We start from the raw sequence: 16921 nt of genomic DNA, 5'->3' as shown, positions 1-16921 counted from the left end.
ATAATTTAATTTTTTTAAATGAATTTGTTGCCGTTAAAATGGAATTTTTTAAAGCAACAAATTTACTTACCTGTTTTTCTAACATTTGTATAAAAATTTTACTATTATTTAATACTGAAACCTAAAAGTTTCCACGTCTTTTTTTTAAGTTTGTGGAACTTAACAAGTTCTCTGAAAAATATACTTCTTCGTCAATGAAAAAAACTTTACTTACCCTTTTTGGATTTGTATTTTCTTTATATTCTGTTTTTTCCCAAACCATTATCTCTCAACAAGATTTTGAGGCTGCACCTGCTAGTCCCGCATGGAATTATACAGTTTCCGGAACCGGTGGAAGTATTCAAAGTGGACAAAATTCATCCTCAGGAAGGCCTGCCTCAGCGAATCTTTTTAATTCTGGTTTACAGAGTTTCGGAGTCAACAATGGTACTTTAATTTTTGATTTAAGCCCTGTAAATACCCTGTATCAAAAAAACATAGAATTTAACCTCAAATTGGCTTCTTATTCAACCACGACATCTACCAATGGTATCGAATCATCCGATGTTTTCGAAGTTTTATGCAGTGTTGATGGTATTAACTATTACAAGGAAATTGAGGTTAAAGGTCATGCTACATCAAATAATGCTTGCTGGAAATTTGATGCAACAGGTGTTGCTTCAAGATTTTATAGCGGTGCCGGCAATTTTGGTTCCTTTACAGCCTCTGGTGGCGGTTTGATTGCGAATGGTCACTCTTCAATTGTCTTAACCGATTTACCCTCAGTCCCTAACCTTTATTTCAGAATTTCCATAAAAAACAATTCAACTTTTGAACTTTGGCTAATAGATGATGTAAAGCTCATCGGCGAAGCTAATACTTCTCCAACATTGCTTACTACCAAAAGAACTATTTCAGATATCAATTATTTGGTTAATAATGGTCCTTCGGTTCCAAATAATTATGCATTAACGGGTATTAATTTAACACCTGCAACCGGAAATATCGGGCTAAAAGCACCGGCAAATTTTGAAATATCGTTAAATGAAAGTTCAGGTTTTGGCGATACCCTCACTTTGGCTTATGCTGATAATTCATTGACACAAACTCAAATTTTTACCAGATTAAAATCAAATTTAAACGTTGGAGTTTATGGTGGCACTGGTTTTAATATTGTTCACGATGGGGGAGGAGCTACTAATTTGAATATTAAGTTAGATGGCAGAGTTTCTGACGGATTGTTTTGTGGAACACCTATCGATATTGATTCAGTTAGACGGACAATCCCTATCCAATCCAGTTATACTGGTCTAGTTCCATACACAATTAAAGGAAAAGTGACAGGTGTTTTTGGTTCAAATAAATTCTATTTACAAGATTCAACAGGCGGAATTGCGATATTTCAATCCAATATTGTATCAACAAATTCACTAAAATTGGGCGATTGGGTTAGTTTAACCGGAATACCGACCAGGTTTAATGGCGAAGCGGAAATCGTTTCCACAACTTGTTTTGATAAAATTGCCGGAGGCGTTGTGGATTCCCCTATGGAATTTGATACAAACAATCCACCTACTGACACCACTTTGACTGCGTTTTTGAATATTAATGAAGGGAAATTAGTAAAAATAAAGAGCATAAATGTATTAAACTACGGTACATTTATTTCAGGCACCAATTACAATTTGAGTGCCTGTAATGCTCAGGGATTTTCAGAGATAAGAATCGATGCAGGGGCGGTTTCCATCATTGGAGCCGGCATACCAAATATCACGCAAGACATAGTCGGGGTGATTGGTAGATTTGTAAATGCAACAGGTAGTGCAAATAAGACTCAAATTTTCCCGAGATATTTAAGTGATTTTCAGGAAAGTTCAGTTCCTTGTTTGCCAAGCGGGGGATGTGGAGTAACCAGTTATACCGAGGCCCCGGATAAGCTTGATATTTTCAATTGGAATTTGGAATGGTTGGGAAATACAGGTTTTGGGCCTACCAATGAAGCATTACAATTAAATAATTGCATCACAGTTTTAAATAATGCTCACGCCGATGTATATATGTTGCAGGAAATATGTAGTTATAATGCTGCTGATCCAGAAGACAATACTACATCTTTCGGCAAATTGATTGAAGGCTTAAATACAGCTCATGGAGCCAATACCTACACCGGCGAATGTTCTTCAGCTTATTCTTATTCTTATATCGACGCTCCCGATCCTTTTGGTCAAAGAGTTTGTGTAATTTACAAAAAAGAAATTGTTAGTAAAATATTTTCCAGACCCATGCTTGATTCCATGGCATTGGCGTCTTACCCTCCAACCGGAAGAAAATCGCAGTTTTGGGGTTCTGGAAGATTACCTTTTCAATTTATGGCAGGGATAGATATAGGCGGCAAAAAGGACACAATATTATTTGTCGGTTTACATGCGAAATCAGGCTCAGCAGCAGAAGATTATGAAAGAAGGAAGTTTGACGTAAAAGTATTATATGATACGCTTCAAGCCCAGTATCCTTCACGCAAAACAATGGTGTTGGGAGATTTGAATGACGATTTGGATCAATCAATCTATGTGGGTGGTCATGCCAGTACCTACGCTCCATTTTTACACCAAAATCCTTCAGACACACTTTTAAATAGTGTGAGGCCCAATCCTTTTTGGTTTCCTATTACCGATGTTTTTAGTGCAATTGGATGTGCTAGTACCGGAACCTTTTCTGATTATATAGATCATCAAATTTTGTCTGATGAATTTATGAATAAACATTCCGGATTTAAATATAAGACAAACTCAGTAACAAGTTACAGGCCAATCATTGCTAATTATGGTTCAACAACTTCGGATCATTATGCTACAATTTCACAATTTGAGTATTATATAAGGCCTGTTTTGTCACCTTGTTCTAATTTAATTACTCTTGAAAGCCCAACAGATGATTATTTAAATCAAATAGGAGATGTTTTTGCTTCAAAAGTAGATGGTAAAATTGTTGTGACTAATATCATTGGTAATTCGTCTAATATTCAGTATTTTGCACCAAGTATTGAGCTCAAACCTGGGTTTATTGCAGAAAAAGGTGTTGTTTTTAAAGCTCAAAATGGTGGATGTGATTAATTTTTTTTAAATAATATTTAAATTTATTACCTTTAATTACCTTAAAGTAAAACAGATTATGAAAAAAAGTTTACTTCTATTATTTTTAATTATTGGGAGAAATTGTTATTCACAAACAATTTTGTCATACAATTTTGCTGGAATGTTAGGTAATGAATCTTCTGTTCCGGTGGGTTCTGTAGCATCAAATTCAAGTTCTACGGTTTTAACAAGATCAGGGTCCTTAGGGGTTCCAGCAGCTTCTGGCCCAACTGCTAATACATTAAATAGTAGTTCTTGGGGGCTTACAACGACTCTAGATAATTTGAAATTTCTAACTTTTACTTTTACCCCATCCATTACCCATCAATTAAATGTGACAAATTTTGAAATGACTTTGCAAAGAACAGCCACTGGACCTGCAAATATTGTAGTATCTTATCAAAATAGTGGAGACGCTGAAGTTTTTACTGCGGTAAATTCTTTATCTGGAACAACAGATACTCCTTTTTCAATACCAATTAATTTTATAAATAATGGAGCACCGATTGTCTTTAAAATTTATGGTTATAATGGAACTGCTTCAGGAGGACATTTAAGATTGAAATCATTATCAGTTACTGGGTCAGTTCCATTGCCTGTCAATTTAACCAATTTTACAACCCAAAATAAACCCGCATCCATCTCCATCCTTTGGTCCACCGCCTCAGAGACCAATTTCTCTCATTTTGTGGTTCAAAAAAGTAAAGACGCAAGAGGTTTTGAAAGTATTGGCAGAATAGAAAGTGCAGGATTTGAATCTAAAAAAAATGAATACAGTTTTATTGACGAAAAACCTTTTGCCGGGAATAATTATTACAGGCTTAAAATGGTTGACAAGGATGGCACTGAGGATTACTCAAAAATGATCAATGTGAATTTTGACGGAAAAGCATTGGCGGTTTTTTATCCTAATCCCACACAGGATTTTGTGAGATTTGAAAACATCAAAACTGAGGATATCAGTTCAGTGGTAGTTCATAAAATCAACGGTGAATATTTAGGGGAAACTCACCCGACCACCGATGGAATTGATATTTCCGGATTTAAATCTCGGGAACTCATTTTGCAGCTTAAAATGAAAAACAATCAGACCATCACGTCACGAATCATTAAAAACCTTTAAAAACCACGATTATGAAAAAAATATCAAACAAAAGCGAATACAAGAAGCCAATATTAAATAAAATGGGTAGTGTGAAAAATCTCACACTGAAGACAGGGTCTATCGCTGACTTTGGTTCAAATAAGTATGCACCATAAAAATCATATCCGATAGAATTTTGGTCCTGAAAGTCAATTTCAGGACTTTTTTTTTGAAAAAAAATGAAAATAGTGTAAACTGAAAAATTCCAGGCATCAAATTATATACATGTAAAAAAATCATTTTTACAGTTGGGGCGATTTTTGAATTCAGGCATTCATTTTTTTTAATAAAAATTTAATTTATAAATTTGATAGAGGTAAGCTTGAAAAAGCCATTTTTTTTGTAGTTGCCATGGTCAATAATTTGAAAACTAATTGATTAGAATATATGAAGAGGGTTTTTATTTTGTATTTTTTTTTCATAACAAAACTATACGCACAACAAACTGAAACAGAAACCTTTGGGACAGTACCAGCAGGTGTAGCATCTACTATTGCTGACCATGAAGCCGCTAATAAATTTGTTGGTGTTGGATTAACTTATTCAGGCAGTGCATTGGTGAGTTCTAATGATCCCTCGCCTTTCGGAGGGGCAAATGTTTTTTTTGACAAAATACAAGGTAAAGAGCTTATTATTGATGGCTATAAACCCAACTCTGCGTGTACCATAGATGTAAGTTTTTGGATCTATAAATACGTGGAGGCTGTAACCGGGACTGAGTTTTATGTTGAATATTCTACTACCGGACCTTCCGGCCCCTGGATATTTGGCCCTCAATTTAACCCTCTACCAAACGGACCCGGAACCGTGAGGTATCACAAAAGATCATTGCAAGTGCCTAATAATTTCACAAGCATAAGATTTTATCAAGCGGGAACACTTTCACAGTATAGAATAGACCAGCTTGTCATTACAGGTAGCGGAGTAGGATGCACATTTCCGGTAAAATTAAATACTTTTTTTGGTGAAAAATTCCAGAATGATGTTTCCCTCACCTGGTCCACTGCATCCGAGACAAATTTATCTCATTTCGTAGTTCAAAAAAGTAAAGATGCAAAAGGTTTTGAGAATATTGGAAGAATAGAAAGTGCAGGATTTGAATCGGAAAAAAATGAATACAGTTTTATAGACGAAAAACCTTTTTCCGGAAATAATTATTACAGGCTTAAAATGGTTGATAAGGACGGCACTGAGGATTACTCAAAAATGATCAGTGTGAATTTTGACGGAAAAGCATTGGCAGTTTTTTATCCTAATCCTACCCAGGATTTTGTGAGATTTGAAAACATCAAAACTGACGATATCAGCTCGGTATCGGTTCATAAAATCAACGGTGAATTTTTAGGTGAAATTCTACCGACCACCAATGGAATTGATATTTCAAAGATTAAATCTCGGGAACTCATTTTGCAGCTTAAAATGAAAAACAATCAGACTATTACTTCAAGAATAATAAAACAGGATTAATATTCCTATTATTAGACATCCGTTTAATTGTCTTTACGTTTTTTTAATATTGAAATCAGGTTTTTCCATAATTTTTATTTTACTTATTGATTAAATAAAATTCATATTTCGGGAGCCAATGGTTCCCTTTTTTTATTTTTGCAAAAAAACATCTGATGTTAAATTTTTATCCCGGTCCATCTAAAGTATATCCAGAAGTCAGGCAATATATGCTCGAGGCTTTTGATAGTGGTATTTTGGAGAAAAATCACCGCTCGGCTGATTTTATGGAAATGATGCATCAGACCATTACCATTTTTAAAGAAAAATTCAATATTCCGGCTGAATATAAGGTGTTTTTTACCTCATCTGCCACAGAATGTTGGGAGATCACGGCCCAGTCAATATTTCAGGGCAAAATGAGTTTTCTTTACAATGGTGATTTTGGTAAAAAATGGCTGAATTACGCCAAAAGTAATGCTCAGGTAAAACACAGAAGCACATCAGAAAAAGGTAAACTTGATTTTTTTGAAATAACCTTTCAGCCGGAAGAATCGATTTCAGATTTAAATATTGATCAGGATTCAGAAATAATAGCATGGGTAGCAGGAGAAACTTCCAATGGAACATTTACGGGTAATGAGGCTATTAAAAAATTAAGTGAACGGCATCCTGAGGCTTTGTTGATTACTGATGTTACCTCTGTTTTTGGTGGGTATAATTTCGATATTTCGCAGGCAGATGTCTGGTTTGCATCCAGTCAAAAATGCCTGGGTATGCCTTCCGGATTGGGAATTATGGTGGTTTCACCTAAAGCAATGTTAGCTGCCGCAAAATTGGGCGAGCGTAATCACTACAACAGTTTGCTTAATATTTCTGAGAATTTCCAAAAAAAACAGACGCATTATACCCCAAATATTCTTGATATTTTTCTATTGGGAAAAGTTGCCGGGCAAGTGGAAAACATTAATGTAGTTTCTCGAAAAATTGAGGATAGGAGCATTTTACTTCGAAATTTCTTTGATGTACACCCTATGTTTTCAAATTTGATTTTAAATCCTGAAGTGCAGTCGCCCACTGTTTTGGCAATGAAATATGGTGGGAACCTGGCCGATTTATTTTCCAAACTCAAACAATCTGGCATAATTGTAGGTAAAGGTTATGGAAAATGGAAAGATGATACATTCAGAATTGCTAACTTTCCTGCGATTCCAGATGCTGATTTTCAAATGCTTATGGATTTTTTAAAAAATAATTTTTAAAATTATGAAATTAGATTTCAAAGAGATTTTGTCTGTTACTCTTATTTTATTTTCAATTATTGACATTTTGGGTTCTATTCCAATAATCCTTAATTTGAGGAAAAAAGTAGGGCACATTTATGCCGAGAGAATCACTTTGATTTCGGGTGGATTGATGCTTGGGTATCTTTTTTTGGGTACAAAAATCCTTCAGTTATTTGGTGTAGATGTAAAGTCTTTTGCCCTGGCGGGAGCCATTATTTTGCTAATTATTGGCTTTGAAATGATACTCGGAAGAGAGATTTTTAAACATAATACTCACAATCAGGGAAAGGCGAGCAGTGTGGTTCCGCTAGCGTTTCCGATCATCGCCGGTGCCGGTACTATGACCTCATTGCTTTCACTTAAGGCGGCGTATCAGCAGGAAAATATTATTGTCGGCATATTGGCCAATCTGGTATTGATTTATATTGTTTTGAAATCTTCCGCCTGGTTGGAGAAAAAGCTTGAGCCCGGCACAGTAGAAGTCCTTCAAAAAGTTTTTGGCTTGATTTTGCTGGCGATTGCCATAAAGTTAGTTAAATCAAATATCTGATTCTGAATTTATAAATCCTTGTAAAATAAGGTATTGTGCAAAACCATATGTGCTCATCACCCACAGAGAGTTCAAGGGGATTTCAGTCACAAATTTGGAATAAGCAATCAATGAATCCGAAATAATAAAGAGGATTGCCCCAAGGCCAAAAAAGAGTAATTGTTTGTCTTCCATTCCTCTATGCCAGGCAGTGATGCCCATTAGGGTCAACACGATGCAATACACCATCACGGGAATTAGCAAGCCACCATTTAGATTGGGGTAAATCAAATAGAAAAAAATCGAAGAATAAATCAAAAACAGTAGGGAGGTTATTAGGTTGTATTTACGTTTTACTCCAAATGAAAAAATATAAAAAATATGTGCCAAAAGGAAAGAGCCTAAGCCATAAATGAAATAATTTTCCCCACTGAACATCAAAAAGACATCCCCCAGAAAAGAAAAAATCAATGCCGGATATAGCATTTTTGATTTAACGCCTGACTGATAGGCTACCACAAGAAGCAAAGGCATAAGCAATGGCTTGAAAACAAATACTCCTGTGCGGTTTCCTGCCAGGCTGAATCCAATTTCCAATACAAGGACGATGAAGAATAAAGTTTTGATACTCATTGTTTTATAAAAATATTCCGGCAATTTCTTTCCATGATTTTACTCTTTCATAACCCGTTAAATGATGATTGTGTGCTGCCTCAAAAAGGATGGTTCTTCCATCAAATTTGGAGAGGTTTTTTTCATGGTCGTCTATCATTATATCTCCTTTGATGATTGATTTATCACCGCAAAGTGCGAAATTTCTCCAGCTGATAAACGGGAAGTTACGCTGCATCCAATCAATTTTTTCTTTAAGAGAATTAGGGAATTCGGTTGCCGAAGATACTACAAATACTTCATGTTTTTCTGAAAGTTCTTTCAAAACCTCCTGTGCATCAGGGATTACCTGCAGGTTTCCAAAAAAGCCCGGCTCAAATAACCTGTGCCGGTAGGTTTGGTATTTTCCCGAATTTACAAACTCATAAAAATTAGTGGTTTCGAAAAAACTTTTTTCGATATTGGTATGGTTGATTTCATTAAAAATATCAATAATGGCCTGACTTGCATCCGCCAAAACATCATCCATGTCAACTATAAATCTCATTTATAAACTATTTTTTTAAGGATGGTAACCTTTTACGATTTTCTTGGATCTGATATTTTCGTTTTGATTGACAATCACAAAATAAATCCCGTCGGCTAAACCGGTCAGGTCAAAATCATGCAATTCTTTATCATGGACCTCTTCCTGAAGTATTTTTCCCGCCAGATTTTGTAATGAAAAATGGCACTGCCCGTTAGGTGGCACTTTTACATAAACTTTGTCGTCTTTTTCGTTCAGATATATCGTTATCGAATCTTTCATAGCTATATTTTAATTCCAGCTCAAATATGGGGTTAATAATTGATAAACCAAATGAATGGGTAGCCCCATTACAGTGTAAAAAGAACCTTCTATTTTCGGAATTCCGATCATTCCGATAAATTCCTGCACGCCATAGGCTCCGGCTTTGTCAAGCGGAGTATGATTTTTAAGATAGTAATCTATTTCTGCTTGCGAAAGTTCTTTAAATGTAACCTTAACAATATCTGTTTTTATTGCATATTCATTCCCAACTTTCAGACATATTGCTGTGGCTACCTCGTGCGTTTTTCCACTCAAATTTTTCAACATTTCCTCTGCCTGAAGTATATCTTCCGGTTTATTCAGGATTTTATTATCCAAAATCACAACGGTATCGGCACAGAGAATAAGGTCGTCGGGATTGGAATTTTGGAAACACTCAGCCTTTTTTTTGGCCAGATATCCCGGCACTTCATAAAGGTCCATTTCATCAGAAAATGCCTCGTCAGTCGGTTTCACAATTACCTCAAAATCAAATCCTGCCATTTGCATAATGTCTTTTCTTCGCGGAGAATTTGATGCCAGAATAAGTTTTTTTGTTAATTTCATTTATGGTTTTTTCTGATTCAGGATAATTTTTTTTACATTTGTATTTAATGTAAAAACATTTTATTTTTTTCTTAATAAAGTGCAAAAATATGAGTTTAGAACAGGAAATAAAACAAACACGGCCATTTAAAAACGAAAAAGAAAAAGCACTGGTAAATATTATTTTTACCAACAACTGGCTACTCCTGAAACAAAATAAAATGCTGAAAAAACACGGCATTAGTTTGCAACAATACAATGTTTTAAGGATTCTCAATGGTCAAAAAGGACAACCGATTACAATCAACGAAATTATTAGCCGGATGCTTGATAAGATGTCAAATGCATCGAGATTAGTTGATAAGTTGTTTTTGAAAGGTTACGTCAATCGCGACCAAAAAATTGGAAATCGGCGGGCTTGTGATGTGATAATTTCTGAAAAAGGAAAGGTTTTTTTGGCAAAAGTAACCGAGACACTCGGAAACATGGAAAAAGAAATGGGCAATATGAGTCAGGAAGAATATGCACAACTCAATAATCTCCTGGATAAAATGCGTAATAATGAAACTGAAAAGTAATTTTTCGGTTTATTATATTAAAAAGAGCTATGAAAATAAAAAACCTGTCCAAAATCCCGGTTCTGCTTTTATTCTTTTGGATAATATCTTGTAAAAACAACGATCCCGAGCCTGCGGATCAATATCTGGTTTCATTTGAACAGGTGGCTGAAATCAGCAAAAGTAAATTTCAAAGTGAGATAACCAGTGTTTTTGGTGCCCAGAGTGCTTCGATTGCTTTGTTTATTCAGTCAGGAATGAAAACCTACCGACTGAAATACAATACCAAAACTCCTGAGGGCGATGCGATTATTGCATCAGGGGCGGTTATTGTACCAACCGATTTAACGACTGCTTATCCTATGCTTGGGTATCAGCATGGTACTATTTTCGAAGAAAACAAAGCACCTTCTTATTTTAACAGTAGTTCAGAATCTTATCTGGGTATGTTTTTTTCATCTATTGGTTATTTGGTTGCCATGCCCGATTATCTTGGCTATGGAGAATCTAAATCTTACCCACATCCATACGAACATAAAGACGGCCTTGCCAAACCCAATGTGGATTTTCTTTTGGCTGTGAAAGAAATGGCAAAAAAACTGGACCTTAACTGGAATCAAAACCTTATGTTGGCAGGATATTCTGAGGGTGGATATGCCACTTTGGCCACACAGAAACTCATCGAAGAGCAATATGCATCAGTTTTTAATCTGAAGGCTTCAAGTTGTGGGGCGGGAGCTTATAATAAAACCCAAACTGTTAAAAACTTCCTGACGCAAAAGACCAATGGTGATGCCGGAAATAACAGGTCGTATCTATGGGTAATGCTTACTTATGACCGACTGTATAAGATCAATAAGCCATTAAGTGATTATTTTGCTGCTGCTTATGTGCCTGAAATAAGTGATAAAAAACATCTGGTTTCTATTTCAAAACCATTTGACGAAATATTAAATCCGGCATTTAAACAAGCTATATTGGCAAATGGGGATGCTAAATGGACGCAAGCCATGGCGGATAATGATATTTTTGACTGGAAAGTAAAAACTCCAACCAGACTGTATCATGGTGACAAAGATCCTTATGTGCCTTACCTTAATTCTTCGACTGCTGCAGCAGCAATGAAGGCAAAAGGCTCAACGTCGGTTGAACTCATCACTGTTGCCGGTGGTACGCATGATTCTTCAGTGTCAACATTTGTATTGGGTACGATGGATTTTTTTGGAAAATATAAGAATTGAGAAATGGGTAAATTACAAGAAGGCTTTGTGCATACTGTATTTTTTTGGTTAAAAGAAAATGACAATTCAGGTCACAAACAGTTGTTGTTGAAAGGTTTAAGTGAGCTTTCGCAAATCAGCGAAATAAAAGATGCCTATATAGGTGCACCCGCCGGCACGCGTCGTGAGGTTATTGATTCTACTTTTTGCTGGAGCATTACCTTTATTTTTGAATCTGCCGAAGATCAGGATATTTATCAGACGCATCCTGACCATCTAAAATTTATCGAGAATTATGGACATCTTTGGAGCAGAGTTCAGGTTTATGATGCATTTGGTCGCTAAATTTGTATAAATATTTATCAATAATTGAAAAAAGTATTCTTTCTCGTTTTTTCGGTAATTACCGTTCAGGCTCAGAATATTAATTTTGAAGCCAAGGGTCTTTTGTTTTTGAATGATGGTGATTTTAATCCCTACAGTTTCGGAACAGGAATTGTGAAAAAAGACAAGATGGCAACCGATAAAATCGGTTCTTTTGTTTTTCCGCTTGAGTTGGATGAAGAAGGAAATGAGCAAACGGTCTCCAATTCTGCACTGGATGCGTTTAAAAATATCGCCATTAAATCTGATCATCGTATTTGTTATGTGTTAGAAAGCCATAACTCATTCAAAAAGGATGCTGCTGGCCAGGAGTATAACCTCAAAAGTACCCCCGATGGGAATTTTGTAAGTGTGGTTGATATTACCAATCTTCGAAATGTAAAGCCCGGGTATCGTTTTCAGGTAGCACCCAATCCCAAATCGCTGGCATTGAGCAAAGACAATAAATATCTGGCTGTTGCTGCCGAAGGTTACAATCAGGAATTGCAGGTGTTTGAGTTGGATGAAACCGGAAAGCCGGTGAGGTTAATTCAGAGGCCGGTAGCACTTGGAAATGGCACAATTTCAGATGTAGTCTGGCATCCAACCGAAGATTTTTTGGTTTTTTTGAAAAAAGAAACACGCGAAATTGGTCTTGTTAAAGTGCTCAGAGATGGCCCTACGGGAAATATTATCAGACTGGAACTCGTAGGCAATACCATAAAAATGGAAGGCAACCTCAAGGCGGGTGAATTTACAAAAGACGGGAAGTATTTTCTGGTTTTAGATAGCCGAGATGAACCTGGTACCAATTCTTTAGGGCAAAAAGGTCAGGTTTTTGTTGTTAGGTTTTCGCTAGAAGACAACGGTACCCATGCCCTTATTTCCAAGGCTGAAGTGGAAGAAAACCCTTCGGCTATGGTGATTCATCCTTCTGGAAAATTTATTCTGGTTACCAATCAGAAAAAATCTTTTGAATATCCTGTTTCCAAAAATACAGGCAAAGGTTCTCTTTCGGTGCTTTTGTTGCAGCCCGAAGGGACACTTCAAAACAAAATCAATGTTTCGCTTGATGGTGTGATGCCATCAGGAGTAGTTTTTGATAAAAATGGAAATAATCTGGCTGTGAGTTTTATGCAATTCCTGAATTTTGGAAAATCTACAGGAGGAATTCAGTTTTTTAATTTTACCGGCGGAAATAATCCAAAAGTAGAAAAGCAAAGTTCGATGATTAACACCTCAAAGGGAATACATTCTTTGAGAGTGATTGAAGATTTTTAATTAATGAAAATAAAGATAGATGTAGTTTCTGACGTGGCTTGTCCATGGTGTTATGTGGGCATGAAACGCCTTCAAAAAGCACTGGATTTAGTGCCTGAAATAGATACTGAGGTTTCCTGGCAGCCTTTTCAGTTAGATCCAGGCGTTCCGGCTGAAGGCCGTGACTTGAAAGAATATTATGCTGCAAAATTTGGTGGGGAGGAGCAAGCTTACAGTGTTTTTGAAAATATGGAAAATGTGGGTAGGGGAGAAGGCATAAATTATGATTTCAGGAAAATGACCCGCACCATGAATACACTTCCGCTTCATGTTTTGATGCTTCAGGCCGATGCAGAGGGTTTTAAAACAGCCTTAAAAGCCAGATTTTTCAAAGCATATTTTGAAGATGCCACCGACCTGAGTTCTAAGGAAAACCTCGTCAATATCATGGAGGAGTTTGGCTGGGCAGTTGAAAAGACAAATGCCTTGCTTAGTGATGCCCAACTCAAAGAGCAGGTAAAAGAAAAAATTACATATTTTCAGTCAAGGGGTGTGTCGGCCGTTCCATTTTTTATTTTTAATGATAAATATGGCGTAAGTGGGGCTCAGTCTCCTGAGGTTCTTGCGGGCATGCTGACACAGATCAACTCAGAAATGGCCGCAGAAATTAAAGCCGGGTCCGGCGACTCCTGTGATATAGAAACCGGAAATTGTGACTGATTTGTATTTTACACTGGGAGTGTTTTGGTACTTAATTCAAAGCGTTCATTCTCGCATTGCCTGATACCCTGGGGTCGGTTTTTAGTTCGCATTTACGCATAAAAAGCACTTCGAGACTGGGGAAACCGTATTCCTCTACCACTTTGCCTTCAATGTAGTAAACCCCTTTCCCTCTGAAGGGATACTTTTCTATATTTTGCGGAAAGTGAGTGGTGTCAAAAAACTCCCCTTCGTGGTCGATAAAATAGCCAAAAGCCATGTTTTTGTGATTTTTAGTCCTGATAGCTTTATAAGTTACCATGTAACCATAAATAGCTACCCGTTTTCCCACCAGATGGATCAACTCCGAGGCGGTAAGTTTTGAGGTGGGTGTTTCGGCAATGAGCTTAAAAGGTGAATCCAGCGGAAATCCCAGTAGTTCCATTTCGTCATAACAGTCTTCCAGCCAATGGCTTTCCAATGGCGGTAACTCGAATTTCTGTTCTTCCCATTCAAAAAGTTCATTTCCCTGACTCACGGCCTTTGGTGCTTTGTAGTGGAAGAAATGGGCTTCCCAAAGCAGTTCTTTTTTACTCAAACCAAAACTCCTGAACGCTCCCACACGTATCAAAATGCTCATTTGCTCGAGACCAAGGGGTACACGATGCACAAAGTCCTGAAAACTCACGAAGTCACCTTCATCTGTGCGGCTTTTGAGCATGGCGTCGATGCTCCGACTTTCCAGGCCTTGTATATGAATCCAGCCAAGCCATATGGTGCGTTCTTCTATCCGGGTCAGATACAGGCTTTGGTTGATCTCAGGAGCTTCCAGTTTGGCTCCGTAGCGACTGGCCTCGTGGGCATACATTTCGGTATTATAAAAACCACCGAAGTTGTTGATAACCGCCACCATAAATTCCCGGGGATAGTACGCTTTCAGGTAAAGACTCTGGTAGCTCTCAACTGCAAAACTTGCCGAGTGGGCTTTTGAAAAACTATAACCCGAAAAACTCTCAATCTGTCGCCAAACCTCTTTGGCAATGTCATCAGGATAACCACGTTCACGGCAATTGACAAACCACTTGTCAACGATCCGTTGAAATTCTTTTTTGGAGCGGTACTTTCCGCTCATGGCACGTCGCAGCACATCGGCTTCGGCCAGCGTAAGGCCCGCAAAATGGTGAGCCACCTTGATTACATCTTCCTGGTACACCATTACACCGTATGTTTCCTGCAGCAATTCTTCCATTTTGGGATGTATATAGCTGATGCTCGCCGGGTTGTGATGACGTTTGATATACTCCTGCATCATGCCGCTGGCCGACACGCCGGGTCTGATGATAGAGCTGGCCGCCACCAATGTCAGGTAATTGTCGCATCTTAGTTTCCATATGAGTTGCCGCATCGCGGGACTCTCGACATAAAATGCCCCCATGGTTTCGTGCTCCACCAGTTTTTGTCTGATTTTTGGGTCACGTTTGAAATCCTGTACAGCATGGATGTCGATGTTGACTTTGTGATTTTCACGCACTATGTCCACGCAGGTTTTGATATGTCCCAGGCCACGCTGGCTCAGTACGTCAAATTTCGCAAAGCCCACATCTTCGGCTACATACATGTCAAACTGACAAATAGGAAAACCTTTGGGCATAGGTTGCAGAGCCGAATACCGGTACATGGGCTCCTCCGAAATCAATATTCCGCCCGCATGAATACTCAGGTGCTCAGGAAAATTAATCATCATCGGGGCGTATTTGAAAATATACTGCGTGTGCTCGTTGCGGTGCTGTACAGTTGACGGGTTATTAATCAGGTCGTCTATTTCAGGTTTTGGCAGACCAAAAACTTTGCCCAGTTCGCGGTAAATCGACCGCCCTTAAAAGTATTGTACGTAGCCATCAGGCTCACGTGGTCGCGGCCATAACGTTTAAATACATAGTCAATGATCTCGTCACGCTCATCCCAGCTGAAGTCAATGTCAAAGTCAGGGGGCGACGTGCGATGGGGGTTGATAAACCGCTCAAAATACAGATCCAGCTCTATAGGGTCCACATCGGTGATGCCCACACAGTAAGCCACCATGCTATTGGCTCCCGATCCACGGCCTACGTGATAGTACCCCCGGGAGCGTGCGTAGCGGATAATATCCCAGGTAATCAGAAAATAGGAGCCAAAACCCAGCTCGTTGATAATCCCCAGCTCCCGGTCCACACGTTTTTTAGCTTCTTTGTGGCCTTTACCATATCGGTACAGCATGCCGTCATAGGCGAGTTTTTGCAATAACTCAAGGTCATCAGCGGCAGAAGAGGTAAACACACGTTTGTTTTTGGGTGACTCGTTGTCAAAAACAAATTCACAATTTCCGAGGAGGCGTTCGGTGTTCAGAATCATTTCAGGGTAGGCCTCAAATAGTTTTAAAAGCTCCGCCGGCGGCATAAAATGCTCATGCACGGTAGCATGTGCAGTGACTGGCAGCTTACTCAGTAGTGCATTGTGGTCGATGGCTCGCAGCAGGCGGTGCAGGTTGTAATTTGGGCGGTCCAGAAACGTAACCGGCTGCCAGGCGACGGCTTTTTCCGGTTCCAGCTGGGATCTGAAACGAAAGAGGGCATTAAACTGCCAGTGGCCGACACCCACATATTCGTGAGGTTTGAGTCGGTTGTAGGTCGAAAGCACTTCGATGGGATAGATAACATATACATTATTAAAATTTGGTGCTTGTATAGCAAAGGGTGTTTCGGTGAGCAGGTGGGTGCTCAGGTGCTGGTTAATTTCGGCAAAACCCTCGGTATTTTGTGCCAGGCATATATATCGCAGTTCGTCGCCATTGCGAAACTCCACACCCACTACAGGTTCAATGCCGGCTGCTTTACATTCTTTTACAAAGTCATACACCCCCGAGATGAGGTTGATGTCGGTCAATGCCAGTCGTTTAACTCCCAGTTTTTGGGCATGCTCTACCAGTGCCTCCGGGCTCAGGGTGCCATACCGCATCGAGTAATATGAGTGACAATTGAGATACATATTTTTTTGTTTTGGCAATCGGCTACAGCGATTGGCTGAGCTATTTATGAGAGACAGAATTCAGCACATGAATGATTAAACCGCACGATGAAATACTAATTTTATTATGAAATCAATTAACATACTAAAAAAATAACACATTAATTATCACCTCTCCACCTCAACCTTGTTGCCTGTTTTCTGCTGCTACGCCTCTTAAACAATTCAGAGAAACAACATTACAAATATGGTTAAAAAATTAGCACAACATTGCTGTTAAAATTAGCAAAACTTCAAACTCCTTGATAATGAGA

Annotated in this window: 15 protein-coding genes and 1 pseudogene; 10 read left to right on the top strand and 6 right to left on the bottom strand. The window is 38.2% G+C overall.

The genetic code is table 11. The features are described 5' to 3' along the window. Positions 1-194: 194 nt before the first annotated feature. On the top strand, positions 195-3092 hold the full coding sequence (locus tag IPP61_20100; GenBank protein MBL0327429.1) for a hypothetical protein: 2898 nt from the start codon (positions 195-197) through the stop codon (positions 3090-3092). 105 nt (positions 3093-3197) lie between these two features. Here the strand turns inward: IPP61_20100 and IPP61_20095 are convergent, their stop codons facing one another. Then, on the bottom strand, positions 3198-3431 hold the full coding sequence (locus IPP61_20095; protein MBL0327428.1) for a hypothetical protein: 234 nt from the start codon (positions 3429-3431) through the stop codon (positions 3198-3200). A gap of 31 nt (positions 3432-3462) precedes the next feature. Between IPP61_20095 and IPP61_20090 the strand changes: the two genes are divergently transcribed. The 4 genes from IPP61_20090 to IPP61_20075 all read left to right on the top strand — a co-directional run bounded on the left by IPP61_20090 (position 3463) and on the right by IPP61_20075 (position 7539). Beyond that, positions 3463-4236 carry a T9SS type A sorting domain-containing protein gene (locus IPP61_20090; protein MBL0327427.1) on the top strand — a complete coding sequence of 258 codons (774 nt, stop codon included), beginning with the start codon at positions 3463-3465 and terminating at the stop codon, positions 4234-4236. A gap of 408 nt (positions 4237-4644) precedes the next feature. Further along, on the top strand, positions 4645-5724 hold the full coding sequence (locus IPP61_20085) for a T9SS type A sorting domain-containing protein (GenBank protein MBL0327426.1): 1080 nt from the start codon (positions 4645-4647) through the stop codon (positions 5722-5724). 155 nt (positions 5725-5879) lie between these two features. Then, positions 5880-6965 (top strand): alanine--glyoxylate aminotransferase family protein, encoded by a 1086-nt coding sequence (locus IPP61_20080; protein ID MBL0327425.1) that lies wholly within the window; start codon positions 5880-5882, stop codon positions 6963-6965. Positions 6966-6969: 4 nt separating this feature from the next. Further along, complete coding sequence (locus IPP61_20075; GenBank protein ID MBL0327424.1) at positions 6970-7539, top strand: MarC family protein; 570 nt, start codon at positions 6970-6972, stop codon at positions 7537-7539. On the opposite strand, the gene IPP61_20070 is transcribed toward IPP61_20075, so the two are convergent. Genes IPP61_20070 through maf form a run of 4 tightly spaced genes read right to left on the bottom strand, consistent with a single transcriptional unit; the run spans position 7528 to position 9526 of the window. Next, positions 7528-8151, bottom strand: a complete 624-nt coding sequence (locus tag IPP61_20070; GenBank protein ID MBL0327423.1) for a lysoplasmalogenase — start codon at positions 8149-8151, stop codon at positions 7528-7530. The genes IPP61_20075 and IPP61_20070 overlap by 12 nt on opposite strands. A 4-nt stretch (positions 8152-8155) precedes the next feature. Further along, on the bottom strand, positions 8156-8677 hold the full coding sequence (locus IPP61_20065) for a 5'-3'-deoxyribonucleotidase (protein ID MBL0327422.1): 522 nt from the start codon (positions 8675-8677) through the stop codon (positions 8156-8158). 15 nt (positions 8678-8692) lie between these two features. Next, positions 8693-8938 carry a T9SS type A sorting domain-containing protein gene (locus IPP61_20060; GenBank protein MBL0327421.1) on the bottom strand — a complete coding sequence of 82 codons (246 nt, stop codon included), beginning with the start codon at positions 8936-8938 and terminating at the stop codon, positions 8693-8695. 9 nt (positions 8939-8947) lie between these two features. After that, positions 8948-9526: a septum formation protein Maf gene (maf, locus tag IPP61_20055; protein ID MBL0327420.1), complete on the bottom strand. Its 579-nt coding sequence runs from the start codon at positions 9524-9526 to the stop codon at positions 8948-8950. Positions 9527-9615: 89 nt separating this feature from the next. Between maf and IPP61_20050 the strand changes: the two genes are divergently transcribed. Genes IPP61_20050 through IPP61_20030 form a run of 5 tightly spaced genes read left to right on the top strand, consistent with a single transcriptional unit; the run spans position 9616 to position 13625 of the window. Continuing rightward, positions 9616-10083 carry a MarR family transcriptional regulator gene (locus IPP61_20050; protein MBL0327419.1) on the top strand — a complete coding sequence of 156 codons (468 nt, stop codon included), beginning with the start codon at positions 9616-9618 and terminating at the stop codon, positions 10081-10083. Between the two features lie 29 nt (positions 10084-10112). Next, on the top strand, positions 10113-11303 hold the full coding sequence (locus IPP61_20045) for an alpha/beta hydrolase (GenBank protein ID MBL0327418.1): 1191 nt from the start codon (positions 10113-10115) through the stop codon (positions 11301-11303). 3 nt (positions 11304-11306) lie between these two features. Continuing rightward, positions 11307-11627 (top strand): Dabb family protein, encoded by a 321-nt coding sequence (locus IPP61_20040; GenBank protein MBL0327417.1) that lies wholly within the window; start codon positions 11307-11309, stop codon positions 11625-11627. Between the two features lie 24 nt (positions 11628-11651). Beyond that, entirely contained in the window at positions 11652-12926 is a 1275-nt protein-coding gene (locus IPP61_20035; protein ID MBL0327416.1) for a hypothetical protein, read from the top strand. Positions 12927-12929: 3 nt separating this feature from the next. Next, complete coding sequence (locus IPP61_20030; GenBank protein MBL0327415.1) at positions 12930-13625, top strand: DsbA family oxidoreductase; 696 nt, start codon at positions 12930-12932, stop codon at positions 13623-13625. 31 nt (positions 13626-13656) lie between these two features. Here the strand turns inward: IPP61_20030 and IPP61_20025 are convergent. Continuing rightward, a pseudogene (locus IPP61_20025) lies at positions 13657-16628 on the bottom strand (DNA polymerase III subunit alpha). Between the last annotated feature and the right edge of the window lie 293 nt (positions 16629-16921).

This window comes from Cytophagaceae bacterium, from assembly GCA_016722655.1.
GTDB lineage: Bacteria > Bacteroidota > Bacteroidia > Cytophagales > Spirosomataceae > Leadbetterella.
Note: the sequence above shows the minus strand (reverse complement) of the source record. Positions and strands in the feature narration are given on the sequence as shown.